Origin of the sequence: Microbacterium algeriense (assembly GCF_008868005.1) — a bacterium.
Classification (GTDB): Bacteria; Actinomycetota; Actinomycetes; order Actinomycetales; family Microbacteriaceae; genus Microbacterium; species Microbacterium algeriense.
On record NZ_WAAO01000001.1, the window covers coordinates 1 to 20,951 of the forward strand.

Consider the following 20,951-nt stretch of genomic DNA (forward strand, 5'->3'; position numbering starts at 1 on the left):
ACGAGGATAATTTGGCATTTGACAAGTGCACGCTGTTGAGTTCTCAAGGATCGGATGCTCCCACGACCCAGTCATCACAACCAGGCCCGCAGGGCAACTTCTCTATCTTACTAATCTCGCCGCCGTTGTCAAGTCCGAATTTCTTCGGCCTGACCGTGGGAACGGACCAGATCCTTCATCCTGTTCACTCAGTGAGTGTCTGGGATTCGGGAGGTGTTAGCTGCTTGACGGGAGCCGGTCCGAGGACCTCCGCTCAACCGTTTGGGGCGAACAAGTAATAAGTTACGTGGGTTCTGGGGATCCGGCAAATCAGGGCTGACCGCCGGGCGTGTCGCAGTCTGCGGCGGGGAGATCGGCCGCCGATCCTCTGCTCTTGGCGCGCGTCACTCGACGATCAGGGGTGTGGTTGTGACGTCAATGGTGCCGAAGGGGAACGGGTGGACGATGGACCAGGAGTGTGCGGTGAAGCTCTCCATGGGGATGAGGGAGAACCAGAGGTGCGAGACCACGACGCCGATGCCCACGAGCACCACGATTCCGATGACAGCCCGGTTCAGTGTCTGGAGCGCAGCGGCCTCATCGTTCGCCTTCATCAAGCGGCCGAGTGTGAGCAGCACGATCGCGGCGATACCGACGTAGACCAGAGGGCTTGGCGCGAGCGCCAGCTCGATGCACACGGGGGCTTCGTCCGTCGGCTGCCCAGACGCATCGATGAACCCACCGCTCCCGTCGATGCCGCCAGGGCAGTAGCTGCGACTTGCAGCCATGAGGGTGGGGAACACCAGTGCGCCGATCACGGCCACGATCAGGACTCGGCGGATCTTCGCGACGATCGCGACGCCGGGGAGTCCAGTGACGGCACTGGTTTCCGGCGGGGTCTGCGCGAGTGACATGGAGGCTCCTCCGTGGGCGCGGTCGTCTCATGATGGCGCACGGGGTGGAGAGAAGGAAGGGTGGGTTGTCGGCGCCGGCACTTGTCCGTTCTGTGCGCGCCTCCGGAATATCGGTATTGTTCGGCCATAGACCATGGAGAAGGACGGCAACGATGCCCGCAGCACCTCAAGGTTGGTATGCCGACCCCGAGCACCCCGCACAGCAGCAGCGGTGGTGGGATGGCACTCAATGGACGACGCACACCGCGCCTCTAGGCCAGGCGCCGGCGGTAGCTGTCGCCGCGGGCGTTGCCGAGGCCACTCCCGCAGCGGCGAAGTCCTCTCGGTGGAAGATCATCCTCATCGTGGGAGCAGTGGTCCTCGCGGTCCTCCTGCTCACCCGCAGCCTGGGCGTGATCATGATGCTCGCGGGGCTGGTCCTCTTCTTCGTCGCCATCTACGGCATCGTTCGTGGCTCGGCGAAACTCTTTCGCGTGCGCTCCCGCGGGGCGGCATGGGCTGCCCTCGGGATCGCCTTCGTGCTGATGTTCGTGGGCACGGGGGCGAACGCCGCTCTCGGCGGTCCGGGTTCGGACTCGACGGGTTCAGAATCATCGTCATCGGATGCCAAGCCGTTCGTGTCTGCACCGACCGAGAAGCCGACGCCTGCAGAGACCGAGGAGCCGACGCCCTCACCGAAGCCGACGACCTTCGAGGACCTCGAGGAGTCGACGGCGATTCCGTTCGAGCGGACGACGGTCGACGATCCGCAGCTCGACGTCGGGCAGACCGCCGTCACGACCGCGGGAGTCGACGGCACCAAGGTCACCACCTACCGCGTGACGTACATCGACGGGGTTGAGGCGTCGCGCGAGGTCGTCGGCGAGGTCGTCACCGTCGCCCCGGTGAATGAGGTCACGTCGAACGGGACGCGACAGCCCGCTCCCGCACCGGTGCCTCTGGTGCAGCCCGCAGAGCAGTGCCACTCGAGCTACGCAGGAGTGTGCGTGCCGATCGCGTCGGATGTGGATTGCGCAGGCGGGAGCGGCGACGGGCCGGCCTATGTGCGGGGGCCGCTGCAGGTGGTCGGCTGGGATGAGTACAAGCTCGACCGCGACGGTGACGGGATCGCCTGCGACTGAAGCGGGTCCGCCTTACGCTGGAGCGTCTGCCTCTTTCTCTGAGGCGCCTTCCCCTGGAGCTCCATGTCTGCAACGACGGTCGATGATCGTGCCCGCTATCGGGCGAACCCTTCTGTCCTGACCGCGCTGAAGAGTCCGCGGATGCTGACCCGCGAGGTGCTGGCCGGACTCGTCGTCGGCCTCGCGCTCATCCCCGAGGCGATCGCGTTCTCGGTGATCGCGGGCGTCGACCCGAAGGTGGGGCTGTTCTCGTCGTTCATCATGGCGGTCTCGATCGCGTTCCTCGGCGGGCGTCCGGCGATGGTGACCGCGGCGACCGGAGCCGTGGCGCTCGTGATCGCACCGGTCGCGCCGATGTACGGACTGGACTACTTCATCGCGACTGTCATCCTCGCCGGGATCTTCCAAGTGGTGCTCGGGGTGCTCGGCGGAGACGTTCACGATCATCGCGCCGTTCGCGCTCGGGGTGGCGCTGGTCGGGCTCATGGAGTCGCTGCTCACCGCGAAGCTCGTCGACGAGATCACCGACACCCACTCGAACAAGACGCGTGAATCGTGGGGGCAGGGCGTCGCGAACGTGCTGTCCGGGATCTTCGGCGGCATGGGCGGGTGCGCGGTGATCGGTCAGAAGATGATCAACGTGAAGGCGTCTGGTGCGCGGACCCGCATCTCGACGTTCTGCGCCGGCATCTTCCTGTTCCTGTTGGTCGTGGTGTTCGGCGACTTCGTCGGGACGATTCCGATGGCGGCGCTGGTGGCCGTGATGATCATGGTGGCGATCGGGGCGTTCGACTGGCACAGCGTGCGTCCGTCGACGCTGAAGCGGATGCCGAAGAGCGAGACGTTCGTGATGGTGGCGACGGTGGTGCTGGTGCTGATCACGCATAACCTGGCGGTCGGGGTTGTGGGTGGAGTGCTGGTCGCGTCGGTGCTGTTCGTGCGGCGGGCGGCGCACTTCGTTTCCGTGTCGCGGGTCTTGTCTTCGGCTGGGGACGTTGTGACGTACGTCGTGGAGGGGGAGTTGTTCTTCGCTTCGAGCAATGATCTGACGACGTTGTTCAATTACTCATCCGACCCATCTCGGGTGGTGATTGATCTGACGGGATCGCATGTGTGGGATGCGTCGACCGTTGCTGCGCTGGATGCGATTGAGACGAAGTATCAAGCGTTGGGGAAGACGGTGGAGATCGTCGGGATGAACGACCCGAGCGGAACCATGCACGGGCGGTTGACGGGTGGGTTCGAGTAGGCGGAACAGGACAAGGGCGATTGCGGCCCGTCTAGCACGTTGCAGTTCCCACCGCGATCGACACCAAGGCCAAGCGACTGAGGCCGAGGTCGAAGTACACTCAGGACTACGAAGCTGCTGCCGGCGGACCTATGGCAACCTAACACGGGATAAGATACGCACCTTGTTGAGATGGTTCACACCGATCAAGCGCGGTTCGCACTGAGCTCGAACACAGTGTTGAATTGGTTCAGAGAAGCGGTGCGTCGTTTCGCCCAGAAGTGACGCAGATGTTCTCCTGGAGTTGAGCACCGAGAGGATGTCCTTGGCGGAGTATGGAGTCAAGCTTGAGCGTTCCGCGCCGTTAGCGCTGGACCGCCATGAATCCGCACCCAACGAAGACGCATTCGCTTCCTGGTGCAGCGACGAAAAGTCCGCGGGCCGACCGTTGGCTCTTGACCTCTTCTCTGGGGCAGGTGGACTCGGCCTCGGGGTCCAGGCTGCCGGCTGGACCGTCGTCGCAGCCGTCGATCACGACCGCCGCGCTCTCGAGACACATCAAGCCAACTTTCCAGGACTAGCGATCCACAAAGACATGAGTGACCCCGAGCAAGTGCGCGAGCTTATCTCACAATTGCGCGAGATCGACCTTGACTTGATAGTCGGTGGCCCACCATGCCAGCCATTCAGCCGAGCCGGGCGCGCGAAGATTCGCAGTCTCGTGAATCAGGGCGCAAGAGAGGAAGATGACCATCGGCGCGAGCTCTGGCGCTCGTTTGTTGACGTCGTTCTTGCGCTGCGGCCGCGCGCGGTCATCATGGAAAACGTTCCCGACATGGCAATCGGTGATGACCTACTCGTGATCCGGACCATTGCCGACATCCTAGAACGGTCGGGCTACTCGGTGGACTACCGGCTCCTCGACGCATGGCGGCACGGCGTGCCACAGCATCGAAAGCGCTTCATCCTTCAAGCACGGAAGGATGGCGCTCCCCGATGGCCCGAGCCCCAGAGTGATCGCGTGAATGTTCGCGATGCCATCAGTGATCTTCCGAAGCTCGGGGCCACCACCGGTGCAAGAGAACTCCCGTACGTCGGAGAAGCCCTCTCCGAATTTGCAAGGCAACTACGCGGAGATGCCGGCCCCCTGGTTTTCGACCACATGACCCGCCCCGTGCGCAGTGACGATCGTGAAGCATTTGAGCTGATGACACCCCGCACTTTGTACTCAGACCTGCCCGAGCACCTTCGTCGATACCGTTCCGACACCTTCAACGACAAGTACAAGCGGCTCGACTGGGACGATTTGAGCAGAACAATCACCGCGCACATCGCTAAGGACGGATACTGGTACATCCACCCTGGAGAGCACCGCACACTTACAGTCAGGGAAGCCGCCCGAATTCAAACCTTTCCCGACAGCTTTCGATTCTCCGGAACACGGAGTGATGCGTTCCGACAGATCGGCAACGCAGTCCCTCCGATGCTCGGCAAAGCAGTCGCGGAAGCCGCAGCCGATCGTGAAGGCAGCGCGCCGGTCGCCCAGGTAGAAATCACCGCGCTCCGAAACGGGCTAACCAATTGGGCAATGCACGACCGCGAGACGTTCTGGTGGCGTTATCCCGGCCACCGAATGACCCCGATGGCTTCCGCGCTGGCCGCATTGCTCGATGTTCAGCGGCTATCGCCTGACCTGGCTCGAGCTATCATGACTCCGATCGGATCACAATCGTCCCTAGGCCTCGAGCAGCTCACGGCCCTTCCGACCGATCGTTTGAGCCGCGGACGCCGAATACTCGTACGAGGACTGAGAGAGTCAGTCCGTCGAACCGACGCGCCTGCAACCCCCGATGACCTCCTTGAACACATGCGACCTTCTCAACGCCGAGTCATGTCGATCCTGCAAGGCGGACCCGAGCTTGTTGTGAACGCTCACGTGGGCAAGGCAGTCACAACGTTGATGCGCCTTCCTTCGCATCTGCGGGGGCTCCATACTGACGTAAAGGTAGCCGCGGCCCAGCTAGTGGGCGTCGGTGAGAACGCGGCACTACGGATGTGTGCGTTACGCCACGTGGACATCGCTGCAGCACCGAGAATTCGCGCCGAGTCAGAATTTTGACGCGCGGACCGAAGAAACCCGATAGCGTGCGGTAGAACGGATCAATCGTTTCCGAAGGGGTAGAGGGTGGCAACCACAGACAGCTCGGGTCGAGGCAGGCTTAGACCCCGCGCGCGACTCCTACGAACGCTCGGAAACGACCTAATCAGCAACGATAAAGTCGCGATCATAGAACTCGTCAAGAACTCGTTCGACGCCGATGCCAAGAACGTGGTGGTCCGATTTATCGGGCCCCTCACCCCCACCGACGGGCGGATCGAAGTCTGGGACGACGGCACTGGCATGGATGCCGAAACGGTGGAATCAGCGTGGCTTGAGATCGCCACCGACAACAAGCAGAAGCGCACGCACAGCGACGGCGGGCGACGCGTTCTCGGAGAAAAAGGAATTGGACGCTTAGCGTCTGCGCGTATCGGCAGCGAGCTCTCCTTGATAACTCGGAGAGGGGACGCACAAGAAGTGGAGCTTCTCGTCGATTGGGCGGACTTCGATCGCGAGGGCGCGTTCCTCGACGAAATCGATCTTGCTTGGGAGATTGGCGGTAGCGATCTATTTGCACCCAATGGCACTGCGAGCGAGATCTTCGCCAGCAATGCCGAAGAATGGCACAGTGGTAGCGGGACTCTACTTCGAATCGAGAAGTTGAACCGTAGTTGGACCGAAGAGGACGTCGCTGAGCTGCGAACCTCACTTACGCGGCTGGTCCGCCCTCGACCCGCTCACTTGGAATCGCCGGAGTCAGATTTTGTAATTCACCTTGACTTCGTTTCTACAGTTGATGAGCTTGAGAAGTTCTCCGGATCCGTTCAACCCCCGCAAGACTTCCAGCAGCCCCACTACCGTCTTTCAGGGGACGTGGACGAAAGTGGTGTGGCAACGCTTCGATATGAGCAGCTCGCGCCAGAAATCGATGAGACGCTTGAGGAGAAGGCTCTTTGGGTAAGTGACCGTCGCGCCCCCCTGTGCGGAGGTTTTCAGTTTGAGCTAAGCGTCTGGGATCGAGATCGGCAAGGTTTTGACAAGACTGTGGCTGCGGCCGAGCGGTCAGGGACGGCGCTCATCGCAGCGAATCTCAGAGGTTTTCGGGCCGATCTTAATGAAGTTGCGGGCGTTAGCGTCTACCGTGACGGCTTCCGCGTCCTCCCCTTTGGCGAAAAAGATGATGATTGGCTGCGCCTAGACATAAGGCGAGTTCAAAATCCAACGTTGGCAGTCTCGAACAATCAGATAATTGGACACGTGTTCATCGCCGCGGATAGCAATCCGCTGCTGCGTGACCAATCCAATAGAGAGGGCTTGCTCGACGGCCCCGCATATGACGATCTTCGAACCATAATTCGTGCCGCACTATCTATGCTCGAAGTCAGGCGCTATGCGGCCAGACCTAGAGCAGAGAAGCCCGCTTCGACCAGAGGTGGACTTTTCGACAGGTTCGAGCTCACAACCCTACGGGATGCGATTGAAGCGAAACACCCAGGCGACAAGCAGATCATGGGACTTCTCGATGAGAAGGACCGCGCGATCCAAGCCGGAGTCGAGGAAGTTCAGCAAGTCTTATCGAGGTATTCACGCCTCGCGACGCTCGGCTCGCTGGTCGACAATGTTCTACATGACGGCCGCACTATCGTTGCTCAGATTATCGCTAGAGCACGTATCCGCCGACGGGAGCTCGCGAAAGAAGCAGTGCCTTGCCGGGAGCGTCTCCAAGTTGCAGATGAGGCGCTCGCAAGGACCATGGATCAAGCGAATCAGATCGATCAGTTGTTCGGTCGCATTGAACCTTTTGGTGGAAGAAAACGTGGTCGCCCCAGACAAACGCAGATCGCTGACATACTTGAGCGAGCCGTTGCCATCCATCGAGTTGACGCCGAAGAGCGTGGAATCGAGTTAAGTGCGGACGTCCACGACTTCGAAGTTACGGTCGATGAATCTGAGATGCTGACGGTCCTCGCCAACCTCATCGGTAATGCACTCTACTGGACTTCCACCAATCGGCCGGACTCGCCAAGGAAGGTACGAGTGAGCGCCGTCAGGAATGCCGATGCGTCACTGTCGGTGTTTGTAGGAGACACGGGTCCCGGAGTCGAGGATGACGTTCGTGATCTGATCTTCGATCCCTACTTTTCAACGAAGCCTGACGGAATCGGGCTTGGCTTGAGCATCGCAGGAAGCTTGGTTCAGGACGTGTACGACGGCGACCTACGACTGGTCGATAATCCCCAGTTCGAAGGTGCGACCTTTGAGGCTATTTTCAGGAGGCGCTCATGAGTAACGAACTTGTTAAGATCCTTTTGATCGAGGACAATATCGAGCTGGCGGAGCTCGCACGGGCCGAAATCTTTGATGCTTTCGAAGACGATAAAGAGATGTCGATTGCCCTTGACGTCGAGAATGATTTTGATCGGGGATATGAGCGAGCTAGCACAGGTGGATATGACCTGATCGTTCTGGATCTACGCCGCGAAGATGCCGCAGGCGACGATGACGACGCGGGCCAACGGACCTTTACCAATATTCGTGGGGCTCGGTTTATCCCCATTGTCTTTTGGACTGCCCTTCCGGACCACGTTGCCGATAAAGTCAAGCCACCGTTTGTGACGGTTGCCAAGAAGACGGCGCTCGACCAAGTTCCGCTGCTGATCCGAGAGGCTGTCAAGAGTCATGCCGCCCACGCCATGCGAGCGATCGAAGCCTCCGTCTCGGAGGTGCTCCGCCAACACATGTGGGACGAGCTGGCACCCAATTGGGATGAGTATTCTGGCACCCCCGATGAGGCTTCGCTCTCGCAGGTTCTCATCAGCCGATTGGCGCGCGTACTTGAAGCCAAGAACAACGAACAGTTCACATCGCATCCGCATCATCGATATGTTTATCCGCCTGCAGCGGAGCACCGCGCACCAGGAGACGTGCTAATGCGCGGAGGGGAGGGAGATGCTACCTGGTGGATCGTCCTGACCCCGGCCTGCGACTTCATTCCCCGTAAGGATGGCATACCGAACGCCGAAAGGGTCGTACTCGCCGCCGCGACCCCCGTGGAAGACGCTGATAAATATAAGGCATGGGCGAAGAAGATCGATGACAAGTCCAATTGGAGCATTCTGCGGCGCGACATCCTGACTGCGACTCACAGCCGGTTCTCGTATCTACCGGCTTTCCGGGACATCCCCGACCTTGTTGTGGATCTCCAACACTTGGCATCGGAGCCAATATCTCGAATCGCCGAATATCGCGCAGTTGCCTCGTTGGCGGGACCATTTGCTGAGGCACTGTTGGCCCAACACAGCCACTACGCAGGTCGCATTGGGATCCCTGATCTTAATGTCGACTTGATAAGGCAACGGTTCGAGGCTTCGATCGAGGCGGAGCTGTTGGCAGCCTCTGCGGTCGATACGCTTCAACCGACGGAGGCTGATGACCGCTAACCGGACACCGCCTGTGCCCCTCCGACACGATTGGGGCTAAGAGCACCAGTGCGGGAGAAGGTGTGGATTAGCGACCTTCGCGGCTGATACCGTCGGTCGCGTGCCGTCCTCAACCACGATCTCCGCGCTCCGCAACTTCGTCGCCGAACGGGACTGGGATCAGTTCCACTCGCCTGAGAACCTCGCCAAGAGCATCTCGATCGAGGCCGGCGAGCTCCTCGAGTGCTTCCAGTGGTCCGCTGACGTCGACCAAGAACAGGTCGAAGCGGAGCTCGCAGATGTTGTCACCTACTGCATCCACCTCGCGAACAAGATCGGCGTTGACCTCGACGAGATCGTCATGAAGAAGTTGGAGTCGACGAAGGCGAAGTATCCGGTGGAGCTGGCCAAGGGCCGCATGACGAAGTACACGAAGCTTTCCGAGGCGCCGGAGTGACAGATTTCAGCATCCAGCGCCTCCCTTTCCGTCGTGACGCTGTTGATACGTGGGCGCGCGACGACACCCGGCACACCAACTGGCCGGTTGTCTATGTGATCGAAGGCGACGCCCAGCGCAGTTCGCCCGGGCTCTACGTCGGTGAGACGGTGAGCGCCGCTACACGGATGCGTCAGCACCTCGCCGGCTCGAAGAAATACGAGTCGCTTGAATCGATTCGCGTCGTCGTGGATCACACGTTCAACAAGTCAGTCTGTCTCGACCTGGAATCGCATCTCATTCGTTGGTTCTCGGGGGACGGCCAATACCGCATCCTCAATGGCAACGACGGTCTGACTGATGCTCAGTATTACGACCGCGCCCTCTACCGCGAGTCGTTCCGTGACGTGTTCGAGGCGCTGCGAGCAGAGGGACTTTTCTCGCGGAGTATCCCCCAGATCGAGAATTCCGACCTGTTCAAGCTCTCGCCCTTCAAAGCGCTGACCGACGACCAGGGCATCGCGATCATGGACATCCTGGAGGGTCTGCTCGAAGACCTCCACGACCCCGGGGCTCGGTCCACACTCGTTGTACAGGGCAACCCGGGAACAGGGAAGACGATCATCGCGATTTTCCTGATGAAGTTGCTCGCCGACATCCGCGATTACGACGACCGCGACGGGGTGGAACCGGACTCGATGTTCTCGGAGTTCTTCGTCCCCGAGAATCGCGAGCTGCTCAAGACGCTTCGTATGGCGCTCGTGATCCCACAGCAGTCTCTGCGGATGTCGGTGAAGAAGGTTTTCAAGAAGACGTCCAAGCTCGATGCCTCGATGGTGATGTCGCCGTTCCAGCTCGGTGAATCGAACGAGGCTTACGACCTCGTCCTTGTCGACGAGACCCACCGACTCGGGCAGCGAGCCAACCAAGCATCAGGTGTGCAGAATAAGAAGTTCCGCGCGATCAACGAGGCGCTGTTCGGAAGCGACGATCCTCAGTACACCCAGCTCGACTGGATCAAGGCGCGGAGCAAACATCAGCTCCTACTCGTCGACGGAGAGCAGAGCGTGCGCCCTCATGATCTGTCCCCTGCGGCGCTAAAGGTCGAGATCACCGGGGCTAAGGATGCGCATCGCTTCTTCCGCCTGACGACCCAGATGCGCGTGCAGGCTGGCGCAGACTACGTCGAGTTCGTCCGCGCCCTGCTTCGGGATGAAGTGCCGTCGCTCCCTGACCTCGGCGAGTATGAGCTCCGCCTCTTCGACAACCTCGGAGAGATGCGCGACGCCATCCGGCGGAAGGATGCTGAGGTCGGTCTTTCGCGCCTCGTCGCAGGCTATGCGTGGGATTGGGTGTCGAAGAAGGACCCGGATGCCTTTGACATCGAACTCGATGGCGAGCGGATGCGATGGAACCGCACCGACAAGGACTGGATCAACTCGAAAGGGTCACTCGAAGAGGTTGGCTCCATCCACACCGTTCAGGGGTACGACCTGAACTATGCCGGTGTCATCATCGGGCCGGACCTCCGCCTCGACCCGGCGACCGGGCAGATCGTCGCGGATCGCGAGAGCTATCGGGACAAGAAGGGCAAGGAGAACACCGGGCACCTGAAGGATGCATTCGGAGACGATGACCTGCTGACGTTCATCCGGAACATCTATGGGGTGCTGTTGACGCGCGGGATGCGTGGAACGTACATCTACGTGTGTGACATTCATCTTCGCGAGCGCCTCCGAATCGCGATACAGACATCACCCTTGCTCGACACGGCTCCATGAGCGAGTTGAAGCCATGACTGGAGACCCGCAATGAACTACCCCGCCTGGAGCTATTTTCCGCGCAACGCTCGACCGCCAGCCTGGGCAGTAGCACTCATCGAAGTGGTGTCTAGCGCGCGGACAGTTATCGACACGGAACCGTCGCGCCCGACAGATGACGACCGCCTCACCAGTGACTATGTGCTGTCCGTTCTCCGCCCAGGGATGGAACACCTTGGCTACGTAGTGGAATCCGGAAAGCTTGCGACACAGCGCATCCGGAGACCGGTGCTTTTCGGCGATAACGGTCGCGCAGAGGTGTCCTACGAGATCGACGCCTTCCACGACGAACTGGGCATTGCGGTCGAGGTCGAAGCTGGTCGGGGAGCGATGGGAAACGCCGACTACCGTGACATCATCCGCATGTCCTTGTTACTCGACGCCGAGTACATGGTGCTAATGACGCCGTCAACGTACCGCTACGGGTCTACCAGCACGAGCGCATTCGCTCGGACTCGCGACCAGCTGTCTGCCATCTACGCTTCCGACCGGTTCCGGCTTCCTTTCTCGGGTGTGCTCCTCGTCGGTTACTGAGCGCGTCAGCCCTCAGCCTCCCCCAAACCGCTCCCCCGAGCTCACCTGCTGCGCCACCCGCCGCAACGCCAGCAACAACGGCTCCACCAACACCGACCCCAACACCACGTACCGCACCGCGGCTTCCGCAGACTCCCCCGGCACCCCCGCGATCTCCGCATCCGCGATCCGCCGCGCACTCGCGAGGTATTCCGCCATCGCCGCATCCGGAACGGTGAACCCGACGCGCTCCAACCCCTGCAGTGCCCGCGCGACCGCATGCAGCACCGCGGGGTCGCACATCCCCGGCTTCCACCCGAGCTGGGCGGCGTGCGCCTCCGCGTCAGTCAGGTCCAACGACTCCTCCACCGGCGGAGTGATCGCCGCATGCGCAGCCCCCAGCAGCTCGTGCGCACTCTCCGGCGGATCATCCAGCGCCCCGAGCACCCGCCGCGTCTCGGCAATGCTCACCCCCGCGTCGAGCAGCGCCCGGATCACCCGCAGCCGCTCCACGTGCTTCTCGCCGTACGCGGCCTGAGTCGCAGACGACCGCTCACCCTCGGGCAGCAGTCCCTCGCGCAGGTAGTACTTGATCGTCGGCACAGTCACGCCGGTCTGGGCTGACAGTTCGGAAATTCTCATGGCCACCTCTTGACTTCGATAGTAGCGCTATCCATTATGGATAGTGAAACTATCCAATCAAGGAGACATCATGTCAAAAGTCATCACGGGCCGCATGACCCACCGCCACGACGGCGAGCTCGTCGTGTTCCACATCGGGATGCAGATCAACCGCTGGTGGCGCCCCGACCTGTGGATGCCGGCCTTCTTCGCCATGCCGGGGATGCTGCGCGAACTCAGCACCGACCCCGACTCGGGCATGCTCGGCTACCACCTGCTCTTCGGATCGGGCGGGCCCTACGTCGTGCAGTACTGGTCATCCGTCGACAAGCTCTACGCCTACGCGTCCAGCCCGAACCAGCAGCACCGCCCCGCCTGGACCGCCTTCAACCGCGCAGCCCGCAAGGCTCCAGGAGCGGTGGGTGTCTGGCACGAGACCTTCCGCGTCGACACCGCCGAAAGCGTTTACGTCTCGACGAAGCCAATGGGGCTGCCGAAGGCCACGGAGCTCGTCCCCGTCGGCAAGCGGCACGACCGGGCGCAGGCACGGTTCACGGATGGGCGGATAGAGGCAGGGCGTAGCGGGTCGCTCGAAGCCTAGTTGCGCGGTCGCGAGACGAGCGCGCGGATTGACCGAAGCGGCGATGATCCCCCCAACCGCCCGCAAGCGCTACGCCGACCGCGAGTCCGCCCCCATTCTGATCGCCGAGTTCAGATAGAAGGCCGCAACGATGAACAACGCCACCCCGCCGACGAGCACGAGAGGTGGATTCGGTGACTGCGACGCTGCGACAGACGCGTACATCGCCTGAAAGAGGAAGAGCAGGGTGAGCGCGACGCTCGTGCTACGCGTGTTGGTCATTTTCCACCAGGGTCGGCGACTGTCCGGCTCTCCCCGGCCACGAAACGTTCTGGCCGCCACGACCACGGCAGCAACGAGCGCCACGACCGCCCAGACGAATCCGAGATCGAAGCTCGCGATACTCAGGGGAACAAGGACGAGCGTGATGACGATCACAACGACAAGCAGGTACCCCACCTGCGCTGAAGGTTCCTTGATGCGCATAATTGCCTCCCGTCCTACTTGACTGCTTTGAAGGTCGTGTAGCTGCAGTAGTTGAAGCCGCAGTTGTAGTACGTCACCTTGATCCGCAGCTTCTGCCAGTATGCTTTCTCGACTTCTGCCGACGGCGCAAGCCCAGCGCATGTGATGCTCGCTGGATAGGGGATCGGGAATAGCCCGCAAATGTTGTTGAGATTCTTCAGACCCTTGTACATGCTGGTGACCTGGGTGCGGCTCAGGTAGATCACAGACGTCGTGTACGTCGGATCAGCGACCACGGGGTATGCGTAGTCTGCGCTCTGATGTTCGACAACCTGGACAACGCTCGAACCCTTGATCTCGTATCTTGTCGGAACCATACGACCGTCCGCATCTCGAGCCCATGGCTCAGCGAACGCACCGAGAACTTCTCCAGTGGCGTTCTCCACCACATCGAATCCCTCGCCGGAAGGCAGCAACGAGGCGCCGGCCGGCAAGTCAATCGGATACTCATACGAAGTTGGCGCGGAAGAGTCGTTCAAGACGGTCGCCACCTGGAGCCGCCCGGTATCTTGGACGACGGCCACCGTGTCTGTTCCATTGTTGTTGTCGAACGTCATCGTCCCTGGTGCCTCAGAGACTCCGTCGCTCGCCGCGCTCGCGAACGGCAGCCCAATCGCGATCTCGCCGGTCCCCACCGCGACGGACACCCCGCGCGCTGGGTCGGCGGGGACCGACAACGATATGCCCCCGAGCGTCCCAGCCAGGCCTTCACGAGTCACCGGCATATCGACTGCGCTTTCAACGGAAGTTTGGTCCGCGCCCTCAAGCGCATCAAGGGGACCCTGGTCGTCACCGTAAGCGGGGTTGACCACCGCGAGCATCAACGCTCCAGCCACAAAGGCGCCCAGGGCGAGGTATGACGTGCGTGATTGTTGTGCTCGCTTCATGCGGAACTCCTCAAGATTCTCCGTGCGGACCCGCCCTTGTGTGCTTCGACCTGAACGCTCGCACAATGCGGACCCAGATTCCAGGAGTTTGGCGTCCGTCAGGCGTTGTATTCCGGAATCCGATCTTGAGACGCCCACATAGAACCGCACTTCACCGTGATCGTGTGGTCGACGATCGCCGCAGCGTGGTCGAGATGTGGCGGTCTCGCGGGCTGGCCGGCTTCCAGGTGGCCGAAGGGGACTTCTGAGGCGCACCCACCGGAGTCCAGCGACTTCGGCGTGGTCCGTCATTTTCCAAATCTGTGTCCTGTGCGCCGGTGGTCGTCCGTCGTCTGGGTAAGTGGATGTAGAAAGACCTTGAGGAGAACACATGCGCTACGTACTTTTCATCTGCACCGACCCGACCGCTGAGCCCTACATCGAGGCCGAGGACAACGCCGGGGAGTGGGTGGCGTCGCTGCAGGATAGCGGCTCCTACGTCTTGGGCGACCGTCTGCGGCCTGTCGAAGACGCCACGACCGTGCGCGTCCGAGCCGGCGAGCGGATCGTGGCCGACGGACCGTTCACCGAGAGCCGCGAATGGATCGCCGGGTTCGACGTGATCGACGCCGACGACCTCGACGCCGCGATCGAGATCGCCGCCGCACACCCGATGGCCCGGTTCGGCCTAGTGGAAGTGCGCCCCGTGTGGCCGCTCGGGGCGACGATGTGACCACCCCGGAGGAGCCGCCGGGCACGCCTCCGGATGCCTTGGCTGCCGTGCGGCACGTGGCATCGACCGAGTACGGCCGCGTGGTCGCGAGCGTGATCGGCACAGTCCACGACTGGACTCTCGCGGAAGACGCCGTGCAGGACGCTCTGGCCCGAGCGGTCGAACGGTGGCCAGGCGACGGGGTTCCGGCGAACCCCGCCGCCTGGGTCACGACCGTCGCCCGCCGCCGCGCGATCGACCTCGTCCGGCACGCGGACGCCGAGCGGCGGGCGGTGGCTCGCCTGGAGCACGAGCCGCACGAAGGCACCGATATCGCCCCGGGATCCGACGACCACGACGACGCGTTCCCGCACGGGGACGAGAGGCTGAAGCTGATCTTCACCGCCTGCCACCCCGCACTGACCTTGGAGGCCCGCGCGGCGCTGACGCTCCGCACCGTCCTGAACGTGTCGATCGAACAGCTCGCCGCGATCTTCGCGGTCGCACCCGCGACAATGGAGAAGAGACTCGTGCGGGCGCGGGCCAAGATCGCGCACGCGAACATCCCGTACCGCGTTCCGGATGCCGCGCAGCTCGACAGTCGAAGTGCCAGCGTCTGCGAGGTCCTGTCCGCTCTGTTCACCATCGGGTATTCCGATCCGACCCTGCAGCCCGACCCCGGCGCCGAGGCCATTCGACTTGCTCGGCTGTGCCGGCAGCTGCTCCCCTCGGACTCCCCGGCACTACTCGAGTTCACGGGGCTTCTCGCCCTCCTGCTCCTTCAGCACTCCCGCCGCGCGGCGCGCACGACGCCCGACGGCCTGTCCGTGCCGTTCGACCAACAGGATCGCGAACTGTGGGATGTCTCCGAGATCGAGGAAGGGCTACGGCTTCTCGATGACGCCGTCGAGGAGGCGGCACGGGCGGGAATCCCCGGCGGACGGCACCTCATCCGCGCCACCGTCGCGGCCGAATATGTCCGCCCCGCCCCAGGGACGGAGATCGACCACACCCGCATCGCCGACATCTACGGGGTGCTGGAGCAGGTGGATGCATCGCCGTTCGTCCGCCTGAACCGTGCGGTCGCCGTCGCGAACGCGGGACGACCGGCCGAAGCCCTTGCGCTGACGGAGGCGCTCGAGAGCTCGCTGGGAGGACACCACCTCTACTCAGCGGTTCGGGGAGATCTCCTGCAGCGCCTCAAGCGCGACGATGAAGCGAGCTCCGCGTTTCGCGATGCCGCACGCACCGCTCCGACGGAACGCGAGCGACGGTCATACTCCCAGCACGCTGACGACATCTCCTCGGCATCGACCTAGCCTGCACCCCCCGGCTCCCTGTGGCCTTCGATCCTCACGGCCGGAGCCTGCGCACGGGTCTCGGACCCTAGGGCAACTGTCAACGCGCAGGCCGGAAACTCGTTGCCGATTCCGAGAGTCATCGTCCTTCTCCTCAGGTCGTCAGCAGCGGAGCAGCCGCCGGAGTTGACACGACGTCGTCGAATATATTGCATCAGACCTCACATGGGGACTTACATATCTCATATACGTGCGATAGGGACACGCTCTCAGGAGGACTCATGAAGATGTACTCCCCGTTCTCAATGCTGTTCGCCACGACCGTCGTGGCGACTGTTTCGCTCGCCGGAGCATCCGCGGCATCGGCCAGTACGGACGTTCTCACGGAAAGCCAGGAGACAGCGATCCGCGCGAAGATGACGAGCGGAGGCATTGCTTCCGGGACCCAGGATGCACTCATAGAGAAGATCGAGGCAGGCATCGCCCCTGACTCACTCAGCGGAAAGGCACCAGTCGAAACCGTCAGAGAGCGCACCGCGACGGGCGTGCGCACGATCGACATCTTCGCCGACGGCTCACGAAGCTGGACCGAGATCCAGACGGCCTCCGCAAAACCGACTGGCCCGGCACCCCGCTCTTCGATAAGCGGGTGCCAGAACGCCGGAGGCTGGAAGGTGGGGTGCCGTGTCGGCATCTACGACATCATCAGCAGCGCGACCTTCGTGATCGACTATCAGACGAGCTCTCGAGGGCAGGCGAAGGTGCGCGACATGCGGTCACTGACCTGCGACAACGTCGCCGGCTCCTGCACCCGCTCCGGGAGCATCAAGAGGGCCACGCAGAGCAGCGCCGGACCGGCCTGGGCCGAGCTCTCGTACTCGGCGAACGCAGGGTGGGTCACCACGAAAGGCGCCTCTGGCATCCGAGTCAGCGGCACCACTGTGACCACCTATTGAACCTCACGGGCTGAATCGGAAAGGACACTCATGTTCGGAAGCGGCCTCGACATCGTTGCGCTACTCGCTTGGCTCACGATCGTCGCCCTCGTCGTCGGCGGCACCATCCTCGTGGCACGCATCGTGATCACAACCCTCCGACAACGCTCCTCACCCACGAAACCGGCGGGCGGACGGCAGTCGGACTCCTCAACATAGGTACCGGCGGCGCTGCGACGCGGTCGGTTCCACTCACTGCGCTCGCACAACAAATGAGATCAGGCTCACGCACCGACCACGCAAAGACGGGGATTGCGCCGCGATCCCCCGCAGCAACCGCACCACGGTCTCCTCCACTGGCTCCGCACTCGAGGGCTGCCCACAGCGTCCACTCCTGGCGGCGCTCACCGATCGCGACGTGAACGGTGCGTCTGCATGCGCCCATCCGTCCGACGCTGGACGAATCGGGCAACGCCGCGCACGAGGAAGTATGCGCTGACGAGAATCGCGACAACCACGGCAGCGCTGACGAAAAGACCCCACCAGCTGAAGAGCGATGCATCCACAACCCTGACTCCTTAATGCAGTCCGAAGGACCCGGCGCTCGTGTAGACGAACGACCGGCAATCCATCTGCATGTACGCGACAGCGCTGGTGACTCTCCCACTCCGCGAGAACGACCAGCTGCTCGGCCGAGGAGAGAACCGAGGGAAACAGCAGTCAGAAGGCTGACGGCCAAACCCGGCCATGACGACGGAGCAGTACGTCCGTTTCGACGATGCGATTCGCACTGTTCTCACGCAGAGGAACTAATCACACATATGAGGGCATAGCAATATTCTTGAGTTGCTGCCGAACCCCCGTGTTGGTCGCCAACTCCCCGCATACCGCGCGCGCCCAGCCCGGCCGAATCCGCGCCCGTCGGCGAGAGCCCGCACTCACCCCGCGATCCCCCGGAGCAACCGCACCACGGTCTCCTCCACCCGCTCCGCGCTCAACGGCTGCCCGATCAGAGCCGAGTACGAGGCGATCGCGATGAACTCGTCCGCGACCGCGGCGGCATCCACATCCGCCCGCACGTCTCCGTCCGCACGCCCGCGAGCGATCCGCTCCGCCACCCATTCCCGGATCGGCGCCGCCAGCCGCTCGTTCAACACGAGCCCCAGCTCGGGGTCCGCCGCCGTCACCTCGATGAGCGCCCGCGCCAGCGACACGCCCTCGGGCCGAGCCAGCCCCGCGGACACCGCCGTGAACCACGCGCGCAGGTCCGCGCCGAGGTCGTCCGTCATCGGCACGACGACATCCGAACCAGGGACGGTCCCCTCGAGCAGCGCTTCCCCGAGAATCGCGGCCTTCGACGGCCACCACCGGTAGATCGTCTGCTTCGACACCTCCGCCGACTCGGCGAGACCCTCGATCGTCACGGCCTCGTAGCCGTCCGCGGCGAGCGCACGACGCATCGCCTCCAGCACGGACTGGCGGGCCTTTTCACTGCGAGGACGGGGCACCATTCGAGCGTACAGAGGCGTACACTGGAACATAAGTAGACGCACCGTTGCGAAACCCGAGCAAGGAGAAAGAGCATGGCCCTCACCGCACACTCCACCATCGGCGACTGGATGAACGACCCCACCGGTGGCCCGCTCATCCGTGGCCTCTTCGAGCAGACGGGCGCCGACCCCGAGCTCCTCACCCCCGTGCTCGGACTCCCCCTGCAGCAGCTCGTCGCCATGAGCCAGGGCCAGCTCCCGCAGTCGGTCGTCGACGACCTCGTCCGTGCCGCGAACAACGGCGAGATCCCCGAAGACGACGCCTCCGAGGGCTGGGCCGAGAAGGTCACGGCCGGCCGCTTCGCCGGCAAGACCGTGATCGTCACGGGCGCCGCGTCCGGCATCGGCAAGGCCACCGCCTCGCGCATCGCCCGCGAAGGCGGACGCGTGATCGCCAGTGACATCGCCGCCGAGAAGCTCGATGCTCTCAAGGCCGAGCTCCCGGACGCCGACATCGTCACGGTCGCGGGCGACCTCACCAAGCAGGACGCGATCGACGCCGTGCTCGCCGCCGCGGGCGACCGCATCGACGGGCTCGCGAACGTCGCCGGCATCAACGACGACTTCTCCCCTGCGGGCGAGACCCCGGATGCCGTGTGGGACCGGGTCATCGCGATCAACCTGACCGCTCCGTTCAAGCTCATGCGCGCGGTCATCCCCGTCATGGAGAAGGCCGGTCGCGGCGCGATCCTCAACGTCTCGAGCGAGGCGGGCCTGCGCGGCAACGCCTCGGGCAACGCCTACACGGCCAGCAAGCACGGCATCATCGGGGTCACCAAGTCCGCCGCCTTCATGTACGGGCCGAAGGGCATCCGCGTGAACTCCGTCGCCCCCGGCGGCGTAGCCACCGGCATCCCGATGCCCCCGAACATGTCCGAGTACGGCTCCGGCCGCCTCGCCCCGTTCCAGCAGGCCATCCCGACCGTCGCGACCGCCGAGCACCTGGCCGCCTCGATCACGTTCCTGCTGTCGGACGACGCCGTCAACATCAACGGCGCCATCCTCGCCTCCGACGGCGGATGGTCGGTGCAGTAAGCACCGCGCCTGCGAAGCCGACGCCCCCGCCGACCCGAACGGCGGGGGCGTTTCGCGTGTCGAGTCAGCGCGAGGCGCGTCGGGCGTCTTCGCGATCCTGCCGGCGGAACTTCGCGTCGGTGACGCCCTGCCAGATCACGCAGGACCAGAGCGGAATCACCGATGCCAGCCCCAGCCACTCCGGTCCCCCACCGTTCCTGATGTACACGGCGTTCGCGGCGATGGAGAACAGCACAGCGGCGATGAAGAGGCTGAACCTCACCGGCGAGAACAGGATCCGGACCCGCTTGCCGAACGAGTTCGTGTAGGAGTCCGGATCCATCGACATGACGAACCATGCCACAGATGAGGTCGATGTGCAGCAATTCACGGTGCGGCGTATCGGAATTCTGCACGCGGGGAGGCGGGTTCGTCACAACACCCCGAGCAGCTCCTCCCGCGCCCAGGACCGCAGCGTGGTCGGCGTCGTGGTCGCAACCGAACGCTGCTGCTCCGGGACGAAGTCGTCGCGCAGTCCGGTCGACATCCCGAGCACCGCATCCGCCATCGCCGGCGGCATCCCGGCAGACAGCAGCCCCTGCCGCATGTCGTCGTCCGTGATCTGCTCCACGAGCACTTCGCGCCCGAGCTCGTGCGTGAGGATCTCGGCGACCTCCGACCAGCTCAGATCCGCAGGGCCGTGCACGGCCCGGACGCGCCGGCCGGTCCAGTCCCGGTTGAGGAGGGTAAGCGCCGCCACCTCGGCGATGTCGCGCGGCGCTACCCAGGGCATCCGGGCCTCGAGAGGCAGCACGGTCTGCAGCCGTCCGGCCTCCAGCGCCTCCTGGTCGAGCAGCAGGTTGCTGAAGAAGTACCCGCAGCGCAGGTGGGTGACGTCGATGTCGAGGGCATCGAGCGCGAGCTCGGTCGCCGCGAGACCATCGATCTCTCCGGCGCCGTGACGCTTCTCCGCACCGACACTGCTCTGGAACACGACCCGCCGGATCCCGTTCGCCTCGACCGCGCGCACGAGGGCGTCGGTGGCGCGGTCGTAGTCGGCGAGCGGGTCGTCGGACATGACGGACGGATCCACCCAGTACAGGGCATCGACGCCCCGGGTCGCTGCGACGACCTCGGCCCCGTCCTGCGAGTCCGCGGTCGCGATGTCGACATACGGCCGCAGCTTGTCGGCGATCCGGTCGGGATGCCGCGTGAGCAACAGCGGGCGAGCGCCGGCTCGCACCAGCATCCGCGTCAGGTGGCTGCTGACATTGCCATTCGGGGTGGTGACAGCGATTCGCATGATCGTCCTCTCGTCG

20 protein-coding genes and 1 pseudogene are annotated in these 20,951 nt (G+C 63.2%); 14 read left to right on the forward strand and 7 right to left on the reverse strand.

Features of this window, described 5'->3' with window-relative positions; all coding sequences use genetic code 11:
* Window positions 1-383: 383 nt before the first annotated feature.
* Window positions 384-893, reverse strand: a complete 510-nt coding sequence (locus F6A08_RS00005; protein ID WP_151458236.1) for a hypothetical protein — start codon at window positions 891-893, stop codon at window positions 384-386.
* A gap of 152 nt (window positions 894-1,045) precedes the next feature.
* Between F6A08_RS00005 and F6A08_RS00010 the strand changes: the two genes are divergently transcribed.
* The 8 genes and pseudogenes from F6A08_RS00010 to F6A08_RS00045 all read left to right on the forward strand — a co-directional run bounded on the left by F6A08_RS00010 (window position 1,046) and on the right by F6A08_RS00045 (window position 11,552).
* Window positions 1,046-2,014: a G5 domain-containing protein gene (locus F6A08_RS00010; protein ID WP_192576647.1), complete on the forward strand. Its 969-nt coding sequence runs from the start codon at window positions 1,046-1,048 to the stop codon at window positions 2,012-2,014.
* A gap of 63 nt (window positions 2,015-2,077) precedes the next feature.
* Window positions 2,078-3,263: pseudogene (locus F6A08_RS00015) on the forward strand (SulP family inorganic anion transporter).
* Window positions 3,264-3,561: 298 nt separating this feature from the next.
* On the forward strand, window positions 3,562-5,361 hold the full coding sequence (locus F6A08_RS00020) for a DNA cytosine methyltransferase (RefSeq protein WP_151458238.1): 1,800 nt from the start codon (window positions 3,562-3,564) through the stop codon (window positions 5,359-5,361).
* A gap of 66 nt (window positions 5,362-5,427) precedes the next feature.
* A complete protein-coding gene (locus F6A08_RS00025; protein WP_151458239.1) occupies window positions 5,428-7,629 on the forward strand; it encodes a sensor histidine kinase in 2,202 nt (733 codons plus the stop codon).
* Window positions 7,626-8,783 (forward strand): response regulator, encoded by a 1,158-nt coding sequence (locus tag F6A08_RS00030; protein ID WP_151458240.1) that lies wholly within the window; start codon window positions 7,626-7,628, stop codon window positions 8,781-8,783. Before F6A08_RS00025 ends, F6A08_RS00030 begins: the two co-directional genes overlap by 4 nt.
* A gap of 100 nt (window positions 8,784-8,883) precedes the next feature.
* Window positions 8,884-9,219 carry a nucleotide pyrophosphohydrolase gene (locus F6A08_RS00035; RefSeq protein ID WP_151458241.1) on the forward strand — a complete coding sequence of 112 codons (336 nt, stop codon included), beginning with the start codon at window positions 8,884-8,886 and terminating at the stop codon, window positions 9,217-9,219.
* Complete coding sequence (locus F6A08_RS00040) at window positions 9,216-10,979, forward strand: DUF2075 domain-containing protein (RefSeq protein WP_151458242.1); 1,764 nt, start codon at window positions 9,216-9,218, stop codon at window positions 10,977-10,979. The genes F6A08_RS00035 and F6A08_RS00040 overlap by 4 nt, the downstream gene beginning before the upstream one ends.
* A gap of 30 nt (window positions 10,980-11,009) precedes the next feature.
* Window positions 11,010-11,552 carry a hypothetical protein gene (locus tag F6A08_RS00045; RefSeq protein ID WP_151458243.1) on the forward strand — a complete coding sequence of 181 codons (543 nt, stop codon included), beginning with the start codon at window positions 11,010-11,012 and terminating at the stop codon, window positions 11,550-11,552.
* A gap of 12 nt (window positions 11,553-11,564) precedes the next feature.
* Here the strand turns inward: F6A08_RS00045 and F6A08_RS00050 are convergent, their stop codons facing one another.
* Window positions 11,565-12,173 (reverse strand): MerR family transcriptional regulator, encoded by a 609-nt coding sequence (locus F6A08_RS00050; protein WP_151458244.1) that lies wholly within the window; start codon window positions 12,171-12,173, stop codon window positions 11,565-11,567.
* A 70-nt stretch (window positions 12,174-12,243) separates the two neighbouring features.
* On the opposite strand from F6A08_RS00050, the gene F6A08_RS00055 reads away from it, so the two are divergent.
* On the forward strand, window positions 12,244-12,753 hold the full coding sequence (locus tag F6A08_RS00055) for a DUF4188 domain-containing protein (protein WP_151458245.1): 510 nt from the start codon (window positions 12,244-12,246) through the stop codon (window positions 12,751-12,753).
* 69 nt (window positions 12,754-12,822) lie between these two features.
* On the opposite strand, the gene F6A08_RS00060 is transcribed toward F6A08_RS00055, so the two are convergent.
* Both F6A08_RS00060 and F6A08_RS00065 read right to left on the reverse strand, forming a co-directional pair.
* Window positions 12,823-13,218, reverse strand: a complete 396-nt coding sequence (locus tag F6A08_RS00060) for a hypothetical protein (RefSeq protein ID WP_124894588.1) — start codon at window positions 13,216-13,218, stop codon at window positions 12,823-12,825.
* Window positions 13,219-13,232: 14 nt separating this feature from the next.
* Window positions 13,233-14,144 (reverse strand): hypothetical protein, encoded by a 912-nt coding sequence (locus F6A08_RS00065; protein WP_151458246.1) that lies wholly within the window; start codon window positions 14,142-14,144, stop codon window positions 13,233-13,235.
* A 65-nt stretch (window positions 14,145-14,209) separates the two neighbouring features.
* Between F6A08_RS00065 and F6A08_RS17930 the strand changes: the two genes are divergently transcribed.
* From F6A08_RS17930 to F6A08_RS00085, 4 genes are all read left to right on the forward strand, one after another.
* Window positions 14,210-14,392, forward strand: coding sequence for a phosphatase domain-containing protein (locus F6A08_RS17930; protein ID WP_476738602.1), 183 nt, complete (start codon window positions 14,210-14,212; stop codon window positions 14,390-14,392).
* A gap of 122 nt (window positions 14,393-14,514) precedes the next feature.
* Window positions 14,515-14,856 carry a YciI family protein gene (locus F6A08_RS00075; protein ID WP_151458247.1) on the forward strand — a complete coding sequence of 114 codons (342 nt, stop codon included), beginning with the start codon at window positions 14,515-14,517 and terminating at the stop codon, window positions 14,854-14,856.
* On the forward strand, window positions 14,853-16,154 hold the full coding sequence (locus tag F6A08_RS00080; protein ID WP_192576649.1) for an RNA polymerase sigma factor: 1,302 nt from the start codon (window positions 14,853-14,855) through the stop codon (window positions 16,152-16,154). Before F6A08_RS00075 ends, F6A08_RS00080 begins: the two co-directional genes overlap by 4 nt.
* A gap of 260 nt (window positions 16,155-16,414) precedes the next feature.
* A complete protein-coding gene (locus F6A08_RS00085; RefSeq protein ID WP_151458249.1) occupies window positions 16,415-17,089 on the forward strand; it encodes a hypothetical protein in 675 nt (224 codons plus the stop codon).
* A 917-nt stretch (window positions 17,090-18,006) separates the two neighbouring features.
* Here the strand turns inward: F6A08_RS00085 and F6A08_RS00095 are convergent.
* Window positions 18,007-18,576, reverse strand: a complete 570-nt coding sequence (locus tag F6A08_RS00095) for a TetR/AcrR family transcriptional regulator (protein ID WP_225855676.1) — start codon at window positions 18,574-18,576, stop codon at window positions 18,007-18,009.
* A 75-nt stretch (window positions 18,577-18,651) separates the two neighbouring features.
* Here F6A08_RS00095 and F6A08_RS00100 point away from each other — a divergent pair, with 75 nt between their 5' ends.
* Window positions 18,652-19,653 carry an SDR family NAD(P)-dependent oxidoreductase gene (locus F6A08_RS00100; RefSeq protein WP_151458250.1) on the forward strand — a complete coding sequence of 334 codons (1,002 nt, stop codon included), beginning with the start codon at window positions 18,652-18,654 and terminating at the stop codon, window positions 19,651-19,653.
* A 64-nt stretch (window positions 19,654-19,717) separates the two neighbouring features.
* Here the strand turns inward: F6A08_RS00100 and F6A08_RS00105 are convergent, their stop codons facing one another.
* Together F6A08_RS00105 and F6A08_RS00110 are read right to left on the reverse strand one after the other, a co-directional pair.
* Window positions 19,718-19,996: a hypothetical protein gene (locus F6A08_RS00105; protein ID WP_151458251.1), complete on the reverse strand. Its 279-nt coding sequence runs from the start codon at window positions 19,994-19,996 to the stop codon at window positions 19,718-19,720.
* A 69-nt stretch (window positions 19,997-20,065) separates the two neighbouring features.
* The gene (locus F6A08_RS00110; protein WP_151458252.1) at window positions 20,066-20,935 is read right to left on the reverse strand and encodes an NAD(P)H-binding protein; all 870 of its coding nucleotides are present in this window, start codon (window positions 20,933-20,935) and stop codon (window positions 20,066-20,068) included.
* Between the last annotated feature and the right edge of the window lie 16 nt (window positions 20,936-20,951).

Excerpts from the sequence above, each read along its gene's own strand:
- F6A08_RS00005 (WP_151458236.1), bottom strand. The coding sequence starts at position 893 with ATGTCACTCGCGCAGACCCCGCCGGAAACCAGTGCCGTCACTGGACTC.
- F6A08_RS00010 (WP_192576647.1), top strand. The coding sequence starts at position 1,046 with ATGCCCGCAGCACCTCAAGGTTGGTATGCCGACCCCGAGCACCCCGCA.
- F6A08_RS00020 (WP_151458238.1), top strand. The coding sequence starts at position 3,562 with ATGTCCTTGGCGGAGTATGGAGTCAAGCTTGAGCGTTCCGCGCCGTTA.
- F6A08_RS00030 (WP_151458240.1), top strand. The coding sequence starts at position 7,626 with ATGAGTAACGAACTTGTTAAGATCCTTTTGATCGAGGACAATATCGAG.
- F6A08_RS00045 (WP_151458243.1), top strand. The coding sequence starts at position 11,010 with ATGAACTACCCCGCCTGGAGCTATTTTCCGCGCAACGCTCGACCGCCA.
- F6A08_RS00050 (WP_151458244.1), bottom strand. The coding sequence starts at position 12,173 with ATGAGAATTTCCGAACTGTCAGCCCAGACCGGCGTGACTGTGCCGACG.
- F6A08_RS00055 (WP_151458245.1), top strand. The coding sequence starts at position 12,244 with ATGTCAAAAGTCATCACGGGCCGCATGACCCACCGCCACGACGGCGAG.
- F6A08_RS00060 (WP_124894588.1), bottom strand. The coding sequence starts at position 13,218 with ATGCGCATCAAGGAACCTTCAGCGCAGGTGGGGTACCTGCTTGTCGTT.
- F6A08_RS00065 (WP_151458246.1), bottom strand. The coding sequence starts at position 14,144 with ATGAAGCGAGCACAACAATCACGCACGTCATACCTCGCCCTGGGCGCC.
- F6A08_RS17930 (WP_476738602.1), top strand. The coding sequence starts at position 14,210 with ATGCGGACCCAGATTCCAGGAGTTTGGCGTCCGTCAGGCGTTGTATTC.
- F6A08_RS00075 (WP_151458247.1), top strand. The coding sequence starts at position 14,515 with ATGCGCTACGTACTTTTCATCTGCACCGACCCGACCGCTGAGCCCTAC.
- F6A08_RS00085 (WP_151458249.1), top strand. The coding sequence starts at position 16,415 with ATGAAGATGTACTCCCCGTTCTCAATGCTGTTCGCCACGACCGTCGTG.
- F6A08_RS00100 (WP_151458250.1), top strand. The coding sequence starts at position 18,652 with ATGGCCCTCACCGCACACTCCACCATCGGCGACTGGATGAACGACCCC.
- F6A08_RS00110 (WP_151458252.1), bottom strand. The coding sequence starts at position 20,935 with ATGCGAATCGCTGTCACCACCCCGAATGGCAATGTCAGCAGCCACCTG.